This window comes from Pseudomonas sp. C2.3V, from assembly GCF_058536325.1.
Map to the genome: position 1 here is coordinate 652,903 of NZ_JBZUBN010000002.1, position 15,888 is coordinate 668,790.

Annotated in this window: 6 protein-coding genes, 2 tRNA genes and 2 rRNA genes; 5 read left to right on the top strand and 5 right to left on the bottom strand. The window is 51.5% G+C overall.

Annotation, left to right across the window (positions count from 1 at the left end; translation table 11 throughout):
* Positions 1–76 precede the first annotated feature (76 nt).
* Positions 77–2,902, top strand: a complete 2,826-nt coding sequence (locus tag AC4LF3_RS22730) for a LysM peptidoglycan-binding domain-containing protein (RefSeq protein ID WP_491836808.1) — start codon at positions 77–79, stop codon at positions 2,900–2,902.
* A 38-nt stretch (positions 2,903–2,940) separates the two neighbouring features.
* Here the strand turns inward: AC4LF3_RS22730 and AC4LF3_RS22735 are convergent, their stop codons facing one another.
* From AC4LF3_RS22735 to AC4LF3_RS22755, 5 genes are all read right to left on the bottom strand, one after another.
* Positions 2,941–4,002, bottom strand: coding sequence for a lipocalin-like domain-containing protein (locus tag AC4LF3_RS22735; protein ID WP_491836809.1), 1,062 nt, complete (start codon positions 4,000–4,002; stop codon positions 2,941–2,943).
* Positions 3,992–6,460, bottom strand: a complete 2,469-nt coding sequence (locus tag AC4LF3_RS22740) for an ABC transporter permease (RefSeq protein ID WP_491836810.1) — start codon at positions 6,458–6,460, stop codon at positions 3,992–3,994. Before AC4LF3_RS22740 ends, AC4LF3_RS22735 begins: the two co-directional genes overlap by 11 nt.
* Before the next feature lie 2 nt (positions 6,461–6,462).
* Complete coding sequence (locus AC4LF3_RS22745) at positions 6,463–7,131, bottom strand: ABC transporter ATP-binding protein (protein ID WP_010798697.1); 669 nt, start codon at positions 7,129–7,131, stop codon at positions 6,463–6,465.
* 1,328 nt (positions 7,132–8,459) lie between these two features.
* The gene (locus tag AC4LF3_RS22750) at positions 8,460–8,981 is read right to left on the bottom strand and encodes a hypothetical protein (protein ID WP_491836811.1); all 522 of its coding nucleotides are present in this window, start codon (positions 8,979–8,981) and stop codon (positions 8,460–8,462) included.
* On the bottom strand, positions 8,975–9,691 hold the full coding sequence (locus tag AC4LF3_RS22755) for an acyltransferase family protein (RefSeq protein ID WP_491836812.1): 717 nt from the start codon (positions 9,689–9,691) through the stop codon (positions 8,975–8,977). Before AC4LF3_RS22755 ends, AC4LF3_RS22750 begins: the two co-directional genes overlap by 7 nt.
* A 1,188-nt stretch (positions 9,692–10,879) precedes the next feature.
* Here AC4LF3_RS22755 and AC4LF3_RS22760 point away from each other — a divergent pair.
* From AC4LF3_RS22760 to AC4LF3_RS22775, 4 genes are all read left to right on the top strand, one after another.
* Positions 10,880–12,415 (top strand): 16S ribosomal RNA (locus AC4LF3_RS22760).
* Between the two features lie 98 nt (positions 12,416–12,513).
* Positions 12,514–12,590, top strand: a tRNA-Ile gene (locus AC4LF3_RS22765).
* 6 nt (positions 12,591–12,596) lie between these two features.
* Positions 12,597–12,672: transfer RNA gene (locus AC4LF3_RS22770), tRNA-Ala, on the top strand.
* A 245-nt stretch (positions 12,673–12,917) separates the two neighbouring features.
* A 23S ribosomal RNA gene (locus tag AC4LF3_RS22775) occupies positions 12,918–15,808 on the top strand.
* Together the 16S and 23S rRNA genes with 2 tRNA genes alongside form the textbook arrangement of a ribosomal RNA operon.
* Positions 15,809–15,888: the final 80 nt, after the last annotated feature.

The window sequence follows — 15,888 nt, forward strand, 5'->3', positions numbered from 1 at the left end:
CGTGTCATGTGCTTTTCATTTAAGCCAAGCATCCTTGGTCAGGCTGACGACCGAAGCCTACCGAGGACATTACGCCATGGCGATGCCGATCGATAATGCCGGAACCTCTCGCAGTAACTTCCGCACCGCACTTCATTCATTTAGCGCGTTTATCAAGCGATCCCAAGAAACGCCGCGCCCTGAAGGGGACGCACCAAGACTCCCTGAGTCGCACCTGCAGCAGCAAAAGGTAGTTGTAGAGCCGGGTGACACCATGACGGGTATCGCCAAGAAGCATTACGTCTCACTGCACGAGGCAGCCCAACATAATCCGCAGATTTCTGATATTGATCACATTCACGCCGGTGATGTGGTCTTTTTACCTCCTCCAGCACCAGAGCAGCTGGCCGTACAGCCTGATGGCAAAACACTGTTCCTTGAAAACCTGCAGTCTCGAGGTAATGCCATCGAACACGCTAACACTGCAGACGGCGCGATCGATTACGCAGTAGAGACCGAACAACTGAATCAAGACGTGCAAACGTTTTTGTCCGCTTTGCCAGCCGCTGAGCGTAACGACTCTGCGCAATGGTTATTTGATCATGACTGGACGGACAGTGGGCCGGCTCAGATAGCGATAGAGCAGGGTGCCGAACAGATGGGGTTGGTGCTGACGCCTTCCAGCCACAAGGGTCCGGACGTGGAAGCGCAGGTCAGGGAGATTGTTCAGCAGGTTAACGCATCGCCGAATCCTGTTGCCGCATTGGAGACACTAGGAAAGGCTTATTCCACCGTTACACCTGATGTAAAAGAGGTTTTGTTGCAGTCATCAACAGGCCAGGAGATCTTCCAAAGTGCAGGGCAATACGCGCTTGACGCCTTGAATCAGCAGGATAACCAGTCTGGCCAGCTCGTACCGATGAAAACTGTATTCGAACGACTGGATAACATGACACAGAACCTTGACCCGCATCTTGCGGCAAAGGTCGTCGAAGCGGCAATTCCCGGACTGGAAAAGGTATTGATCGAGCCCAGCGATAATCCAGTCCCGCCCATGGTAGGCTCGTCAGGGGCGTATCATCTGGTCAACGTAACCGGACGCATTGCCGGTCAGCCTGGTGCTGAGGAGACCATTAAGCGTTTGGTCGAGCTCGGACTTTACGAGCGGACCGGAACTGTGCAGAGCATTGCCGAAGGAGCAAGTCCAGCTTACCCGCTGCAGGTGCTGAGCTTTGTGGGCCAAGGCGACACACGCTATGTTTTAGAGGGCGATATCCTGCCAGGCCTGAATCAGTTCCAGAAAAAGGTTACGGATGATCTGCAGGCGTATGGAAAACAGATGGAAGAGCTCAATTGGCTCACCCTGAATGGGGGCGCTGTCATGACTACTGAGCAGCGGGATAACGCCATCCAGGATTATCTTGACTCGCGACCGTCCGAGTGGGAAGAGCAGACCCAGGCGCTAAAAGACCAAGTTGCTGAGGACGGGCGTGATCTCTTATACCAGCTACAGGCGCTGCAAAATCTTCCGGCAGACTTTAAAGGTGACCGCAAGGCGATCGAGGACCAAATCCGCAGGACACTGGATAATCCCGACGCAATTACAGCCATGAGTTCTGCGGTGGCCCAATATCCGGAACTGACAAACGATCTGGATCAATGGAAGCTGATTGGGCAGTTTGGCAAAACAACGGATCGTGGTCGAAAGTTTCTTGAGGAAGTGGCTACGCAGGTTCTACGGCACAAGGTGATGCCAGAGTTTCAGAATGTAAAGGTGGGAGATGCTGCCAGCCTGCAAAATGCCCTCAACAAACTGGAAGGGCTCAAAAAAGGCCCAGTAGCTGCTCTGTTTGGTATACCAGACAAGGATCTCAATAAGGCTATTGATGCCTTGAAAGAGGCATTGCCGAGGCCCGGCGAAACAACCGAGCAGATTACCGACCGTCTCGCTCGCTTCAATCTCAAGTTGGACGATATCAAATCAACCAATGGTGTCAGGACCTTTGATAATCAGGCGCGCGCTGGCCAAACCTTGAGGATGATCGGGGCGGCCGGTGCCGCTGCCGTACTGGCAAGCTCCGGGGTTGCGTTACATAAACACCAGAGCCCCGAAGCCATCCTTAAGGTTTGTCTTGACGCTGCCGGCACGGCCCAAAAGACGACCGAACTCTTGATCGGCATGGGTAAGATACCCAAGGATGGTTGGGTAAACACATTGGCCGGCGGTAGCTCTCGTCCTGCGGTAAAAGTCTTGGGTGTTGCCAGCTCGCTGTTTGATCTGGTCAACGCAGGCAAGGCGGCGGAGTCTGGCGATACGGTGGGAGCGTCACTCTATACATTATCCGCAGCAGGAGGAGTGACATCAGCCTTGGGCACAGGCACTGTTTTTGGCCCAATCGGCCTTGGTGTAGTGCTGCTTTCGACCATCACATTGGGCACTCGTGACGTTATCAAACACCATGAAATGGCCAATCGCTTTCAAACGCCGGAAACCAGCCAATTTTTAACTCACGCTGGGCTTGATGAGGCGGCGGCAAAAGCACTTTCAGACCAGAGCGGAGATGGTTATAACGTTCTGCCGTTGCTCTCCCGTTACGCCGAACTCAAAGGATTTGATCTGCAGGATAACCAGGACCAGCAGGCCGTTGTCACCTGGATCAATAACATGCCAAATGAAAGCCTATTGTTGTTACGGGACAACCTCCACCGCGTACTGGACAGGCGAAAGGGAAGTTATGATGACTTTCCGAAATTTCAATCCCGATCAAACTCCTGGATCTACGATACTTCCGATACCTATTTCATTCAGCGCCTCAAAGAGAACCCTCACTTCGTGGAGATGGGCGTTGCTTATCCCAATTCCGTTTACCAACTTGATCAGACCTTGGACATGCTAGACCTGGACCGATTGGCAGTAAGCTGATCGGGCTGAGCCTGCGTTTTTATCAACGCGGCGCAGGCTCAGTAACCTGTCATTTCCAGATAGCCGATTCCGGTTTCGCTGCCTTGTACGCGTACGGGCCCTTCCCAATAGGGTGTTCCCAAATCCATCCAGGCGTTGGGATTAATGGCTGACACCTCAATGTTAAGCCCGCGTTTGATTAGGGACAAAGACCAGCGCGTTGGAATTTTCCGCCCCGCAATCAAATGTTCATCCAAGGCTTTCAACTCGATTTCGTCTCTTTGCAGGGGTTCGGTCTGGCCGTCGGCCTTTATCCAGGTACCGCTCAGGTAGTTATCGCCATCTGCCTGTCGCAAGCGGAACACCATAAGTTGTCGACCATCCTGCAGGTGTAGCGAAAACCAGTCCCATCCATGCTGATCTTCCGAGAGCGGCTGACTACTCCATTCGCGATCAAGCCAGGCCGTGCCGTTTACGGCCACGGGTTTGCCCTCGATTTTCAATACACCCTGTGCGCGGAAAAAAGGTTGGCTGTAGTAATAAGACGCTTGGCCTCTGGCTGACTTGCGACTCAAGCCTTGGTCCCCTTGGAGCACAAGTGGCTGATCTGACGTCAACTGGAGCTGATAAGAGAACGTATCGCCACGGGCCTGCACTTTAAGATCTGACGATGCTTCGCCTTGCATTGACCAATCATCAATCCAGGCAGCAAAAGGTTCAGCTGTCACGCCGGCCTGTCCAACGCCCCCTCGCGCCTGTGTCTGGGCATGGAATTGCTGCGTGCGGGTAGTCAGTCCCGCGTGACCTAACCACAGATTCCCGTTGCCCCAGCCGGGCTGGTCGGCTGCGGGACGCATGGCACTACGAAAAAGCGTCCATTGCACGCCATAGTCATTGCCGGCAGCGTCCTTTAGGTTGGCAGTGACATACCACCACTCGATACGAAAATCAGGATGGGCGCCATGATCGGCTGGAAAAGAGAACACCTTGCCCGGTACGACCTGAGCAAAGCCCTTGCTTTCCTGGCCCAGACCGGCAAAGCCTTGTCCTTTGGATGAAGAGTCATCGCATCCGCCTAGGACAAAAAGGCCTACAACCAGACAGCCAATCCTAGCGTTCATCGGACAGTACCCTCAGCAAGTCAATCGGGCGGCTCCGCCACAGGGTCCAGAGAGGCCAAGCTGAGGCCAGCCAGGTAGCCAGTAGAGCGAGTCCTGCCAGACGCGTCAGCTGATCCGGAAAAACCTGAAGTGGCAAACGCCACCCAAAGGCCTGAACATTAATCACGGCTACCAGGCACCATGCCAGCAGAATGCCCAGAGGAATCGCCAGGAGCAATGTTAGCAGTGTTAGCAGCCACGTCTGACCTACGTTAAGCAGCATCAGCTGGCGCCGCGTAACCCCCATAGCCCATAACGGCGCGAGTTGCCCAAGGCGGCTCTGGCTTTGCGTTAATAAAGCAATAAAGAGCGCAACACCTGCTACGCCCAGCGTCAGCGTATTAAGGGCCGAGGTTGCACTGAACGTGCGCTCAAACACCTGTGTTGCCCATTGTTTGAGCTGTACCTGATCCACAAGACGGGAGTCATCGAGAGCAAACGTATCCTTGATGGCCTGTTTCAGGTTGCCGACGGCGGAGGGCTCCATGCGCAGCGCATAACGGCTTACCGGCAGGTTGGGCCAATGGGCTTTCATTGCCTTAGCATCTACCAGAACATGGCCACGAGGGTTTCCATAATCCGCGTAGATACCCACGATCTTGGCAAGCCACGCCCCTTCGGCTGCCGGTAGTTTTACCGTGTCGCCTATTTCAACGTTTAAATGCCGAGCCAGTTGTTCACTAAGCATGACGCTATCGCCCTTGAAGAGTGCGTCCCAAGGGTTACCTGCTCGTGCCTCTAGTAAGGGCCAATGGTTGCGGTAAAGCTCATCATCCTCTACGCCTGCAATGGTCAAAGGCCAACCACCCAATTGCGTTTCAAGCTCAAGACCTGCCAAAACACGGTCAACTTCAGGACGCGCTGTTAGCCAGTTAGCCATCTCTTCCACCTGATCCGGGCTAGCTGGGCGGATATAAAGTTCGGCAGAAAGGCGCTGATCCAGCCAGACACTAAAGGTATGCCGAAACCCTTCTGTCATACTGCCGGCACCAATATTAGCGGCAAGGGCTAACAACAAAGCCATGAGGGCCAGACTCAGGCCAGGTAACTGTTGTCGGCAGTCGGCAATAAACCAGCCCAGTAATGGTGATCGCATGGAGGCAGGCGCCAGTCTCAGCAGACCGCTGAGCGCTACCGGCAGACCTAGAGCTGCCGCGAGCAGTAGGCTGCCCATCATGACGAAACCTGCCGCCAGGCTATTGCCTGTCAGCCAGGCAATGAAGGCAACCACTGCTGCAACAGCGGCGATCCATCCTTGGCGTTTTAGCCAGGCACGGTGGGCCTGATGCCAAGCCTCGCTATTGGCGAGTCCTAGCAATGGCAACCGAGCGGCGCGCCATAAACTGTTTGCGCCGGCCAACAGCGCACCCAGAAGGCTAAGTCCCAGGCTACCTAGCCACCAGATTGGACTGAGAGAGAGCTCTCCGGCCACCTCAGCACCATATAAACCTCGTAAGCTGGCTGCCACGTCCGGTAAGAGTAGGCTGGCCAGTACGTAGCCGCTAACAATACCTGCCAGCCCCCCTAGCAACGCGAGCGCTATCAGTTCTCCAGTCAGCGCTATCAGGAGTTTTTGAACACTTACACCGCTGGCGCGCAATGTACGCAATAAGGGTCTTCGTTGCTCCAAGGCCAGCCCGATAGCCGCGTGTACAATAAATAATCCAACTGCAAAGGCTAACAGCCCAAGCGCCATTAGGTTGAGGTGGAAACTTTCGGTGAGCTGTCCCGGGTCGTTTTCATTTGAATGGGGCTGCCATTGCAACCATTCATTCCACGGAGAAGGAAGGGGTGCCTGAAAACCTGCTGGGAGAACAAGACGTGAGAGTTGGTCCGGCGCCTCAAGTAGCCGCTGGGCCACTCCGATGTCGACTAGCAACATGCCGGGAGCCATGCCTGACTTACCTGTTATCGGCGGGAGGCGTTGCCCATTAACCAGGTAAGGCTGCTCACCCTCCTGCAGGTTCAATTCATGTAGTGTTTGGTTAGCAACCCAGGTTTGCCCAGGTGGACTAATAAACGCCATCAAGTCCTGTGTTTCGGTTGGTTCGCCCGCTATGGACGAGCCCACCGGCAGGCTCACTGGTTCGATACCCATGATTTGCAGACGGCGTGTTTGACCTTGAATAATGGCGCTGCCTTGTAACATTGGTGATACAGGCCATCCCTGTCGGCGTAACTCAAGAAAGCTTTCCTGAGAAATAAGTCCGCCATTACGTGCAGAAAGTGTCGCTTGAGGTAAACCGCCAATGAGCTGACTGGCCTGCGCATAGCTTTGCCTTGCCTGGCTATTAAGCGCCTGAACGCCAGTCAATAATGCCGTGGCTAGCCAGAGCCCGGTAAATAGACTGAAAAACTGCACGGGGTGTTTTCGCCAGTGACTGATTAGGCTGCGCACAGACCAATACACAACACCCATGGTCAGCTTCCCATAGGGGTAGCAATTTGGCCTGCCCGCAACACGACGCGTTGCTGCAACTGTGCCGCTACCTGTGGGCTATGAGTAACCATTAGCAGCGTACAGCCACTACGGTCTACCAGATCCAGCAACAGCTTGAGTACTTGGGCGCTAGTTACTTCGTCCAGGTTACCGGTCGGTTCATCAGCCAGTACTAACGCTGGACGTGATGCCAGGGCTCGACCCAATGCCACACGCTGTTGTTGTCCTCCCGAAAGCTGCTCTGGGTACCGTTGCAATAACTCGCTCAGACCCAGTTGCTCGGCAAGCTGGGCCTGCCACAATGGATTGTGCCGTCCCGCAAGCCGCGCCTGAAAAGCTAGATTATCCTCTACCGTCAGACTGCCGATGAGGTTGAACTGCTGAAAAATCAGGCCAATCTCACAGCGACGCCAGTCAGCCAGCGCTTGTTCGTTAAGTGAGTGTAATGCCTTTCCATCAATATCGATGCGGCCACTATCTGCCTTGTCGAGTCCGGCGATAAGATGAAGGAGTGTGCTTTTACCACTTCCCGACTCGCCCATAAGAGCCAGACTGCCACCACGCTGCAGATCTAAATCTATACCTCGAAGTACCGGCAGAATGCCCTGAGGGGTGGGGTAGCTTTTATGAAGTTGTCGCACATGAAGCATAAGTGAGCCTTGATACGTCTGGTAAACGCACAAGCAAACCAGAGACAGCGATCGCTGGGATGATCTGCGAAGAGGTCATATCGAACCCAAATCTCATGACTTAGTTCTTGAGATAGGATCGATGTAAGAAATTTATACAGTAAAAATAAAACCGCTTACTAGACTAGCGAAGAGGTGTCGTTGGCTTTAGGAATTTCAGATAAGGGTCTATCGAAGATCATAACGCAATACTATTCGGTCACAGGTAGGCAGTCGTGCTCAACAGAGCCTTTTGCTAAAAGTAATCGTATCTTTCTCAAGTACTATTTTCTGCTATAGCAGCTCCAATCCTAAGCCCATCCTATAGCCAGCACTGATTTGAGGCATGAGGTGCCTTATTTATATAACTAGATGATCAATACTGTGATATCAGTGTGATATTAACTTGCTTTAAATAGCCTGTAACGGTTTTCTGGTTGACTTTCACCCTATTAAGCGTAGCGGAGTCATGGAGATCGTCCTCATTTATACATAGTCATGCCGTTAGTCATCTTTGGTAGGCCAGCCGATATAAGCTAGTTGCAAAACAACAGCGCTGCGTTAACCTCAACAGACCATAGTCAGCTACGTTTGTATTGTCATGAGAAGTAATACTGCAGAAGTAGTAGATATGCCTACTATCACCCCTATCGGTACCCAGTGCACAACAGGTCAGACGTGTCCAGAAAGTGGCATCTGGACAGTTATAGGTGCTCCTCGCACGGCCTCGCCCATCGTTAAAGGCAAACGGTTTCCGCCTTACTGCGGTAAGGCCGCTGTTTGGCAGCTAGCTTTGCACGCCTGATCTTAACCAAACGTTAGCCACTTCCCGCTACCTTGATAGCGCGCGTTTGATTGGTGCGTCCTGAAAAAGACCACCCCAGTAAAAAAGCAGCAACGGGGGAAATCACTGCTTCTGGGGTGGCTGATGACGTGTTACAAACCAAACAACGGATCGTTCGCTTGCCCTCGCATTAAAGCCTTTCTGTTGTAAAGACGATACCCGTTCCAGGTAAAGGCTATGTAAATTTTTGGACATGTTGGGACTGATATACTTTGCCACCTGGTTGGGACTTATAGTGATTGAAAGTAAAATTCATAGCATTCTTGCATTTTCCAGTAGAGCCTTTCTATCCGTATGATTTAAAGAAGTTTTAGGTGCGAACATCGCTTTGGCTTCATGCAGAGAATTTCTTTTTGCTTGATTAACGGAAAATTTTTAAAGCCCACTTTATCGGGTTTCATTTTCTTCTAGGTGTATGAGAGCATTCGATCAAATGATATGTTCAAAATTAAAGCCAAAACAGTATCTAGAAATCGTTCTGGTTTATTAGGGATTTTAAATTATTAAAAACATGGGTGTCATAGTTGAAACTATGACACCCAGATCTTTTTAGAGAGGCGGTATGGTGTTTACGCCTTTTCTCGGCTTCAACATGAAAGGCTTTTCTATTCCCAGGAAAGTTAACAGGGAAAGCCCGCATACCAATACCAGCACCAAAGGCAGAAGCATAATGTAGTGGGAAACATTGCTGTCTATAAAAGGATAGACCTGTAACCAAGAAAAAGAGGCTATATAGCACCAGCCCGTGAATCAAATAAACGCTGTAGCTAATTTCACCTAAAGCCTTCAAGCCGTAACTACTTAATAATCCAAATAGATCGTTACCTAGTGCAATAATGGCGAACGCTATGCTAAGAAGCAAAATCTGAGGTACAGAAAAGTAATCCGGCATTGTCATGCTATATGCAATGAGAGCTATTGCCAGAGCGCCATAGACAGGTTTCTTTAGATAATCAATCCATGCTGGCCGGTGTCGCTTGATCAGCACGGGGATAAATCCGGCAATAAAGAATAGCAAGAAATGAGCTTTAACACTTCCAATTGTGCTGCAGGTAATGCAGCTACTACCACGATGAGAGATAGGGCAAGGTAGCGGCCATAGTTTTCGCGGTTGATCAGCGCTGCGAGAACAGGAAGGGCTAGATAAAAGAACCATTCATATTTCAACGTCCACTGGACGCCGGCCGTAATGATGCGACTCTCTTGAAAGCCATTAAAAGAGGCACCAAGAAAAACAACCCATCTCAGACTTTCCTTGGCCAGTTGAGTAAGCGATACCAGATCAAATCCGGTTCGATACAAGCTGATAAATACGACTACTGCCACGACGAATGCGTACAATGGCATGATTCTCCAGAATCGAGACTGGAATATATGTGGCCAGTCAGGCTTGCGCTGATAAATTTTTCCAAAGAATAGAAAGCCTGTAATCATGAAAAAGAGCGTGACGGGAACCGCCCCCATATTGTTCAGGAGCGCACTGCTGTCTGAGCCTGCCCATTCGCCAGTGGTCTTCCATTGGTAGGTCACCATAAAGTGGCAGCAGACCACAGTGGTAGAGAGTACGCCTCGTAGTGCGTCAATAGGGGAGGATCGGGTTAGCGCCTGCTCTGACAGGATATTTAGACGCCTGAATAATCTGTCCAAAAAGAACATGGACAACACATAAATAAGCAGTAATTCCAGCGTTACAGTCATAGCGGAGTTGATATCGTAATAGTGTTGCTCTTCCAGCCTTTTTAACGGTTAGTAGATTTTTAGTCGAAAGAGCGCTTGGATCTGCCTCCTGGTAAGAGCGGGGCAGTACGATAATCGACAAAAACCATAAGACCATGCGGAAAGGCATCGGCTAGGAAGACCAATGAATGGACAATGACGAGGCCTTCATAAGGCTGGCGGTCATCAAAGGAAAAGAAGCAACCCAGTGGTAAGCCATAGGCTGTTGCGACTATTGCGGTCAAGCCCGAGCGGCTTCTAAATTCCAAAGAATCCTATGTGCTGATTATGACTGGATAGCGGTTGGTTTCCTGAGTTCTTACGATCCCCCTCAACACTATGTATTTGGGTAGGGCTTTTGGCGCAGCGTCTTGCGTTAATGCTTACCACTTTGCTTTTGTTTGAGAAAAAAGCCATTTAGAAACCCTGTATTTGTAAATTCATCAACCAGCTGCTCTCTATGCGCTAAGCATTTCTGGTAGATAGCAGCTAGGGTAATGACTGATAGGTTTAAAAGCCGTTCCTTTTGGCGGCTTCAAAATTAGAACTGAGTCAGCTTCAATCGTTTGTGGTAGAGCATTCCGTCTTACTCTTGTGAAATGCCTCGCACCTCATGCACCTATCGAGGCACATTATCTAGACTTCTTTCTTAAAGAGTTCTCTGCGTAACGCTTATCCAAGATGTTCAAATAAAGCTTGACCTGTGAGCGGAGGGGCCTATAATGCGCCCACTTCCGCTGCAACGGAACAGCAAAAAGCCTTGTAGATCAATAGCTTAGCTGTTTAGTTAAGGTCAGGCCTCCGGTCTGGCAGAAGCGGAAAGAGGGAAGCGGTAGTTGACAAGCCCCTGGGCTTGTGTAGAATACGCCTCCCGCTGCCAGAACAGGTTTCCTGATCCGGCAGGTCCGGCAAGCGGTTCAGCGGGTTAGACCGGTTGAACAAAATGCTTGACAGGACAAGAGGTTAGCGTAGAATGCGCGCCTCGGTTGAGACAAGGTCTTAACCAACCGCTCTTTAACAAGTTGAATCAAGCAATTCGTGTGGGTGCTTGTGCTGTAAGACTGATGGATCGACAAGATTATCAGCAAGACAAGTAACACTCGTGAATTCGAGAGTTTATTTGCGATTGCTGAGCCAAGTTTAGGGTTTTCTCAAAACCCAAATATGTTTGAACTGAAGAGTTTGATCATGGCTCAGATTGAACGCTGGCGGCAGGCCTAACACATGCAAGTCGAGCGGATGAAGAGAGCTTGCTCTCTGATTCAGCGGCGGACGGGTGAGTAATGCCTAGGAATCTGCCTGGTAGTGGGGGACAACGTTTCGAAAGGAACGCTAATACCGCATACGTCCTACGGGAGAAAGTGGGGGATCTTCGGACCTCACGCTATCAGATGAGCCTAGGTCGGATTAGCTAGTTGGTGGGGTAACGGCTCACCAAGGCGACGATCCGTAACTGGTCTGAGAGGATGATCAGTCACACTGGAACTGAGACACGGTCCAGACTCCTACGGGAGGCAGCAGTGGGATATCTGGACAATGGGCGAAAGCCTGATCCAGCCATGCCGCGTGTGTGAAGAAGGCCCTCGGGTCGTAAAGCACTTTAAGCTGGGAGGAAGGGTTGTAACCTAATACGTTGCAATTTTGACGTTACCAGCAGAATAAGCACCGGCTAACTCTGTGCCAGCAGCCGCGGTAATACAGAGGGTGCAAGCGTTAATCGGAATTACTGGGCGTAAAGCGCGCGTAGGTGGCTTGGTAAGTTGAATGTGAAATCCCCGGGCTCAACCTGGGAACTGCATCCAAAACTGCCTGGCTAGAGTACGGTAGAGGGTGGTGGAATTTCCTGTGTAGCGGTGAAATGCGTAGATATAGGAAGGAACACCAGTGGCGAAGGCGACCACCTGGACTGATACTGACACTGAGGTGCGAAAGCGTGGGGAGCAAACAGGATTAGATACCCTGGTAGTCCACGCCGTAAACGATGTCAACTAGCCGTTGGGGTCCTTGAGACTTTAGTGGCGCAGCTAACGCAATAAGTTGACCGCCTGGGGAGTACGGCCGCAAGGTTAAAACTCAAATGAATTGACGGGGGCCCGCACAAGCGGTGGAGCATGTGGTTTAATTCGAAGCAACGCGAAGAACCTTACCAGGCCTTGACATGCAGAGAACTTTCCAGAGATGGATTGGTGCCTTCGGGAACTCTGACACAGGTGCTGCATGGCTGTCGTCAGCTCGTGTCGTGAGATGTTGGGTTAAGTCCCGTAACGAGCGCAACCCTTGTCCTTAGTTACCAGCACATCATGGTGGGCACTCTAAGGAGACTGCCGGTGACAAACCGGAGGAAGGTGGGGATGACGTCAAGTCATCATGGCCCTTACGGCCTGGGCTACACACGTGCTACAATGGTCGGTACAAAGGGTTGCCAAACCGCGAGGTGGAGCTAATCCCATAAAACCGATCGTAGTCCGGATCGCAGTCTGCAACTCGACTGCGTGAAGTCGGAATCGCTAGTAATCGTGAATCAGAACGTCACGGTGAATACGTTCCCGGGCCTTGTACACACCGCCCGTCACACCATGGGAGTGGGTTGCACCAGAAGTAGCTAGTCTAACCTTCGGGAGGACGGTTACCACGGTGTGATTCATGACTGGGGTGAAGTCGTAACAAGGTAGCCGTAGGGGAACCTGCGGCTGGATCACCTCCTTAATCGATAGATCCCAGCTTTGGCATAAGCTCCCACACGAATTGCTTGATTCACTGAAATAAAGACGCGAGATGAGTCAAGACTCAAGCGTTAGACGATTGGGTCTGTAGCTCAGTTGGTTAGAGCGCACCCCTGATAAGGGTGAGGTCGGCAGTTCGAATCTGCCCAGACCCACCAATCGATGGGGCCATAGCTCAGCTGGGAGAGCGCCTGCTTTGCACGCAGGAGGTCAGGAGTTCGATCCTCCTTGGCTCCACCATCTAACACCGCGTTAAAGCTCAGAACTGAGTGCTTACCCCCCCTAAGGGTTGGGTTGGAGCATTGACTTCTGAACTTTGTTTTCAGACTGTTCTTTAAAAATTTGGGTATGTGATAGAAGTACGAACACATAGGCTGTTTCACTGCAGACTATGTGGTCAAGGTAAATTTGCGAGTTCAAGCGCAAGTTTTCGGCGAATGTCGTGTTCCAAACCAAACATAACTTCAGATTCTTTGGGGTTATATGGTCAAGTGAATAAGCGCATACGGTGGATGCCTTGGCAGTCAGAGGCGATGAAAGACGTGATAGCCTGCGATAAGCTTCGGGGAGTCGGCAAATAGACTGTGATCCGGAGATCTCTGAATGGGGGAACCCACCTGACATAAGTCAGGTATCTCACACTGAATCCATAGGTGTGAGAGGCGAACCAGGGGAACTGAAACATCTAAGTACCCTGAGGAAAAGAAATCAACCGAGATTCCCTAAGTAGTGGCGAGCGAACGGGGACTAGCCCTTAAGCTCAATTGATTTTAACCGAACGCTCTGGAAAGTGCGGCCATAGTGGGTGATAGCCCCGTAGGTGAAAGGATCTTTTGAGTGAAATCGAGTAGGACGGCGCACGTGAAACGTTGTCTGAATATGGGGGGACCATCCTCCAAGGCTAAATACTACTGACTGACCGATAGTGAACCAGTACCGTGAGGGAAAGGCGAAAAGAACCCCGGAGAGGGGAGTGAAATAGAACCTGAAACCGTATGCGTACAAGCAGTGGGAGCCCACTTTGTTGGGTGACTGCGTACCTTTTGTATAATGGGTCAGCGACTTATATTCAGTGGCAAGCTTAACCGTATAGGGAAGGCGTAGCGAAAGCGAGTCTTAATAGGGCGTTTTAGTCGCTGGGTATAGACCCGAAACCGGGCGATCTATCCATGAGCAGGTTGAAGGTTAGGTAACACTGACTGGAGGACCGAACCCACTTCCGTTGAAAAGGCAGGGGATGACTTGTGGATCGGAGTGAAAGGCTAATCAAGCTCGGAGATAGCTGGTTCTCCTCGAAAGCTATTTAGGTAGCGCCTCATGTATCACTCTGGGGGGTAGAGCACTGTTTCGGCTAGGGGGTCATCCCGACTTACCAAACCGATGCAAACTCCGAATACCCAGAAGTGCAAGCATGGGAGACACACGGCGGGTGCTAACGTCCGTCGTGAAAAGGGAAACAACCCAGACCGTCAGCTAAGGTCCCAAAGTTGTAGTTAAGTGGTAAACGATGTGGGAAGGCTTAGACAGCTAGGAGGTTGGCTTAGAAGCAGCCACCCTTTAAAGAAAGCGTAATAGCTCACTAGTCGAGTCGGCCTGCGCGGAAGATGTAACGGGGCTCAAACTACACACCGAAGCTACGGGTTCATCGCAAGATGAGCGGTAGAGGAGCGTTCTGTAAGCCTGTGAAGGTGAGTTGAGAAGCTTGCTGGAGGTATCAGAAGTGCGAATGCTGACATGAGTAACGACAATGCGAGTGAAAAACTCGCACGCCGAAAGACCAAGGGTTCCTGCGCAACGTTAATCGACGCAGGGTGAGTCGACCCCTAAGGCGAGGCTGAAAGGCGTAGTCGATGGGAAACAGGTTAATATTCCTGTACTTCTAATTACTGCGATGGGGGGACGGAGAAGGCTAGGCCAGCTTGGCGTTGGTTGTCCAAGTTTAAGGCGGTAGGCTGACTGTTTAGGTAAATCCGGACAGTTAAGGCCGAGAGCTGATGACGACTCTTCTTATGAAGAGGAAGTGGTTGATGCCATGCTTCCAGGAAAAGCCTCTAAGCTTCAGGTAATTAGAAATCGTACCCCAAACCGACACAGGTGGTCGGGTAGAGAATACCAAGGCGCTTGAGAGAACTCGGGTGAAGGAACTAGGCAAAATGGCACCGTAACTTCGGGAGAAGGTGCGCCGGTGAGGGTGAAGGACTTGCTCCGTAAGCTCATGCCGGTCGAAGATACCAGGCCGCTGCGACTGTTTATTAAAAACACAGCACTCTGCAAACACGAAAGTGGACGTATAGGGTGTGACGCCTGCCCGGTGCCGGAAGGTTAATTGATGGGGTTAGCGCAAGCGAAGCTCTTGATCGAAGCCCCGGTAAACGGCGGCCGTAACTATAACGGTCCTAAGGTAGCGAAATTCCTTGTCGGGTAAGTTCCGACCTGCACGAATGGCGTAACGATGGCGGCGCTGTCTCCACCCGAGACTCAGTGAAATTGAAATCGCTGTGAAGATGCAGTGTATCCGCGGCTAGACGGAAAGACCCCGTGAACCTTTACTGTAGCTTTGCACTGGACTTTGAGCCTGCTTGTGTAGGATAGGTGGGAGGCTTTGAAGCGAGGACGCCAGTTCTCGTGGAGCCATCCTTGAAATACCACCCTGGCATGCTTGAGGTTCTAACTCTGGTCCGTTATCCGGATCGAGGACAGTGTATGGTGGGCAGTTTGACTGGGGCGGTCTCCTCCTAAAGAGTAACGGAGGAGTACGAAGGTGCGCTCAGACCGGTCGGAAATCGGTCGCAGAGTATAAAGGCAAAAGCGCGCTTGACTGCGAGACAGACACGTCGAGCAGGTACGAAAGTAGGTCTTAGTGATCCGGTGGTTCTGTATGGAAGGGCCATCGCTCAACGGATAAAAGGTACTCCGGGGATAACAGGCTGATACCGCCCAAGAGTTCATATCGACGGCGGTGTTTGGCACCTCGATGTCGGCTCATCACATCCTGGGGCTGAAGCCGGTCCCAAGGGTATGGCTGTTCGCCATTTAAAGTGGTACGCGAGCTGGGTTTAGAACGTCGTGAGACAGTTCGGTCCCTATCTGCCGTGGACGTTTGAGATTTGAGAGGGGCTGCTCCTAGTACGAGAGGACCGGAGTGGACGAACCTCTGGTGTTCCGGTTGTCACGCCAGTGGCATTGCCGGGTAGCTATGTTCGGAAAAGATAACCGCTGAAAGCATCTAAGCGGGAAACTTGCCTCAAGATGAGATCTCACTGGAGCCTTGAGCTTCCTGAAGGGCCGTTGAAGACTACAACGTTGATAGGTCGGGTGTGTAAGCGCTGTGAGGCGTTGAGCTAACCGATACTAATTGCCCGTGAGGCTTGACCATATAACACCCAAACAATCTGTTGTTTGGTAAAGACCAGCCGAAAGCTTGGTTGAACCGCAAAATACCGATCACATACCCAT

What these genes read in the sequence shown, in the direction of transcription:
- AC4LF3_RS22730 (WP_491836808.1), top strand. Translation starts at nt 77, where the DNA reads ATGGCGATGCCGATCGATAATGCCGGAACCTCTCGCAGTAACTTCCGC.
- AC4LF3_RS22735 (WP_491836809.1), bottom strand. Translation starts at nt 4,002, where the DNA reads ATGAACGCTAGGATTGGCTGTCTGGTTGTAGGCCTTTTTGTCCTAGGC.
- AC4LF3_RS22740 (WP_491836810.1), bottom strand. Translation starts at nt 6,460, where the DNA reads ATGGGTGTTGTGTATTGGTCTGTGCGCAGCCTAATCAGTCACTGGCGA.
- AC4LF3_RS22745 (WP_010798697.1), bottom strand. Translation starts at nt 7,131, where the DNA reads ATGCTTCATGTGCGACAACTTCATAAAAGCTACCCCACCCCTCAGGGC.
- AC4LF3_RS22755 (WP_491836812.1), bottom strand. Translation starts at nt 9,691, where the DNA reads ATGACTGTAACGCTGGAATTACTGCTTATTTATGTGTTGTCCATGTTC.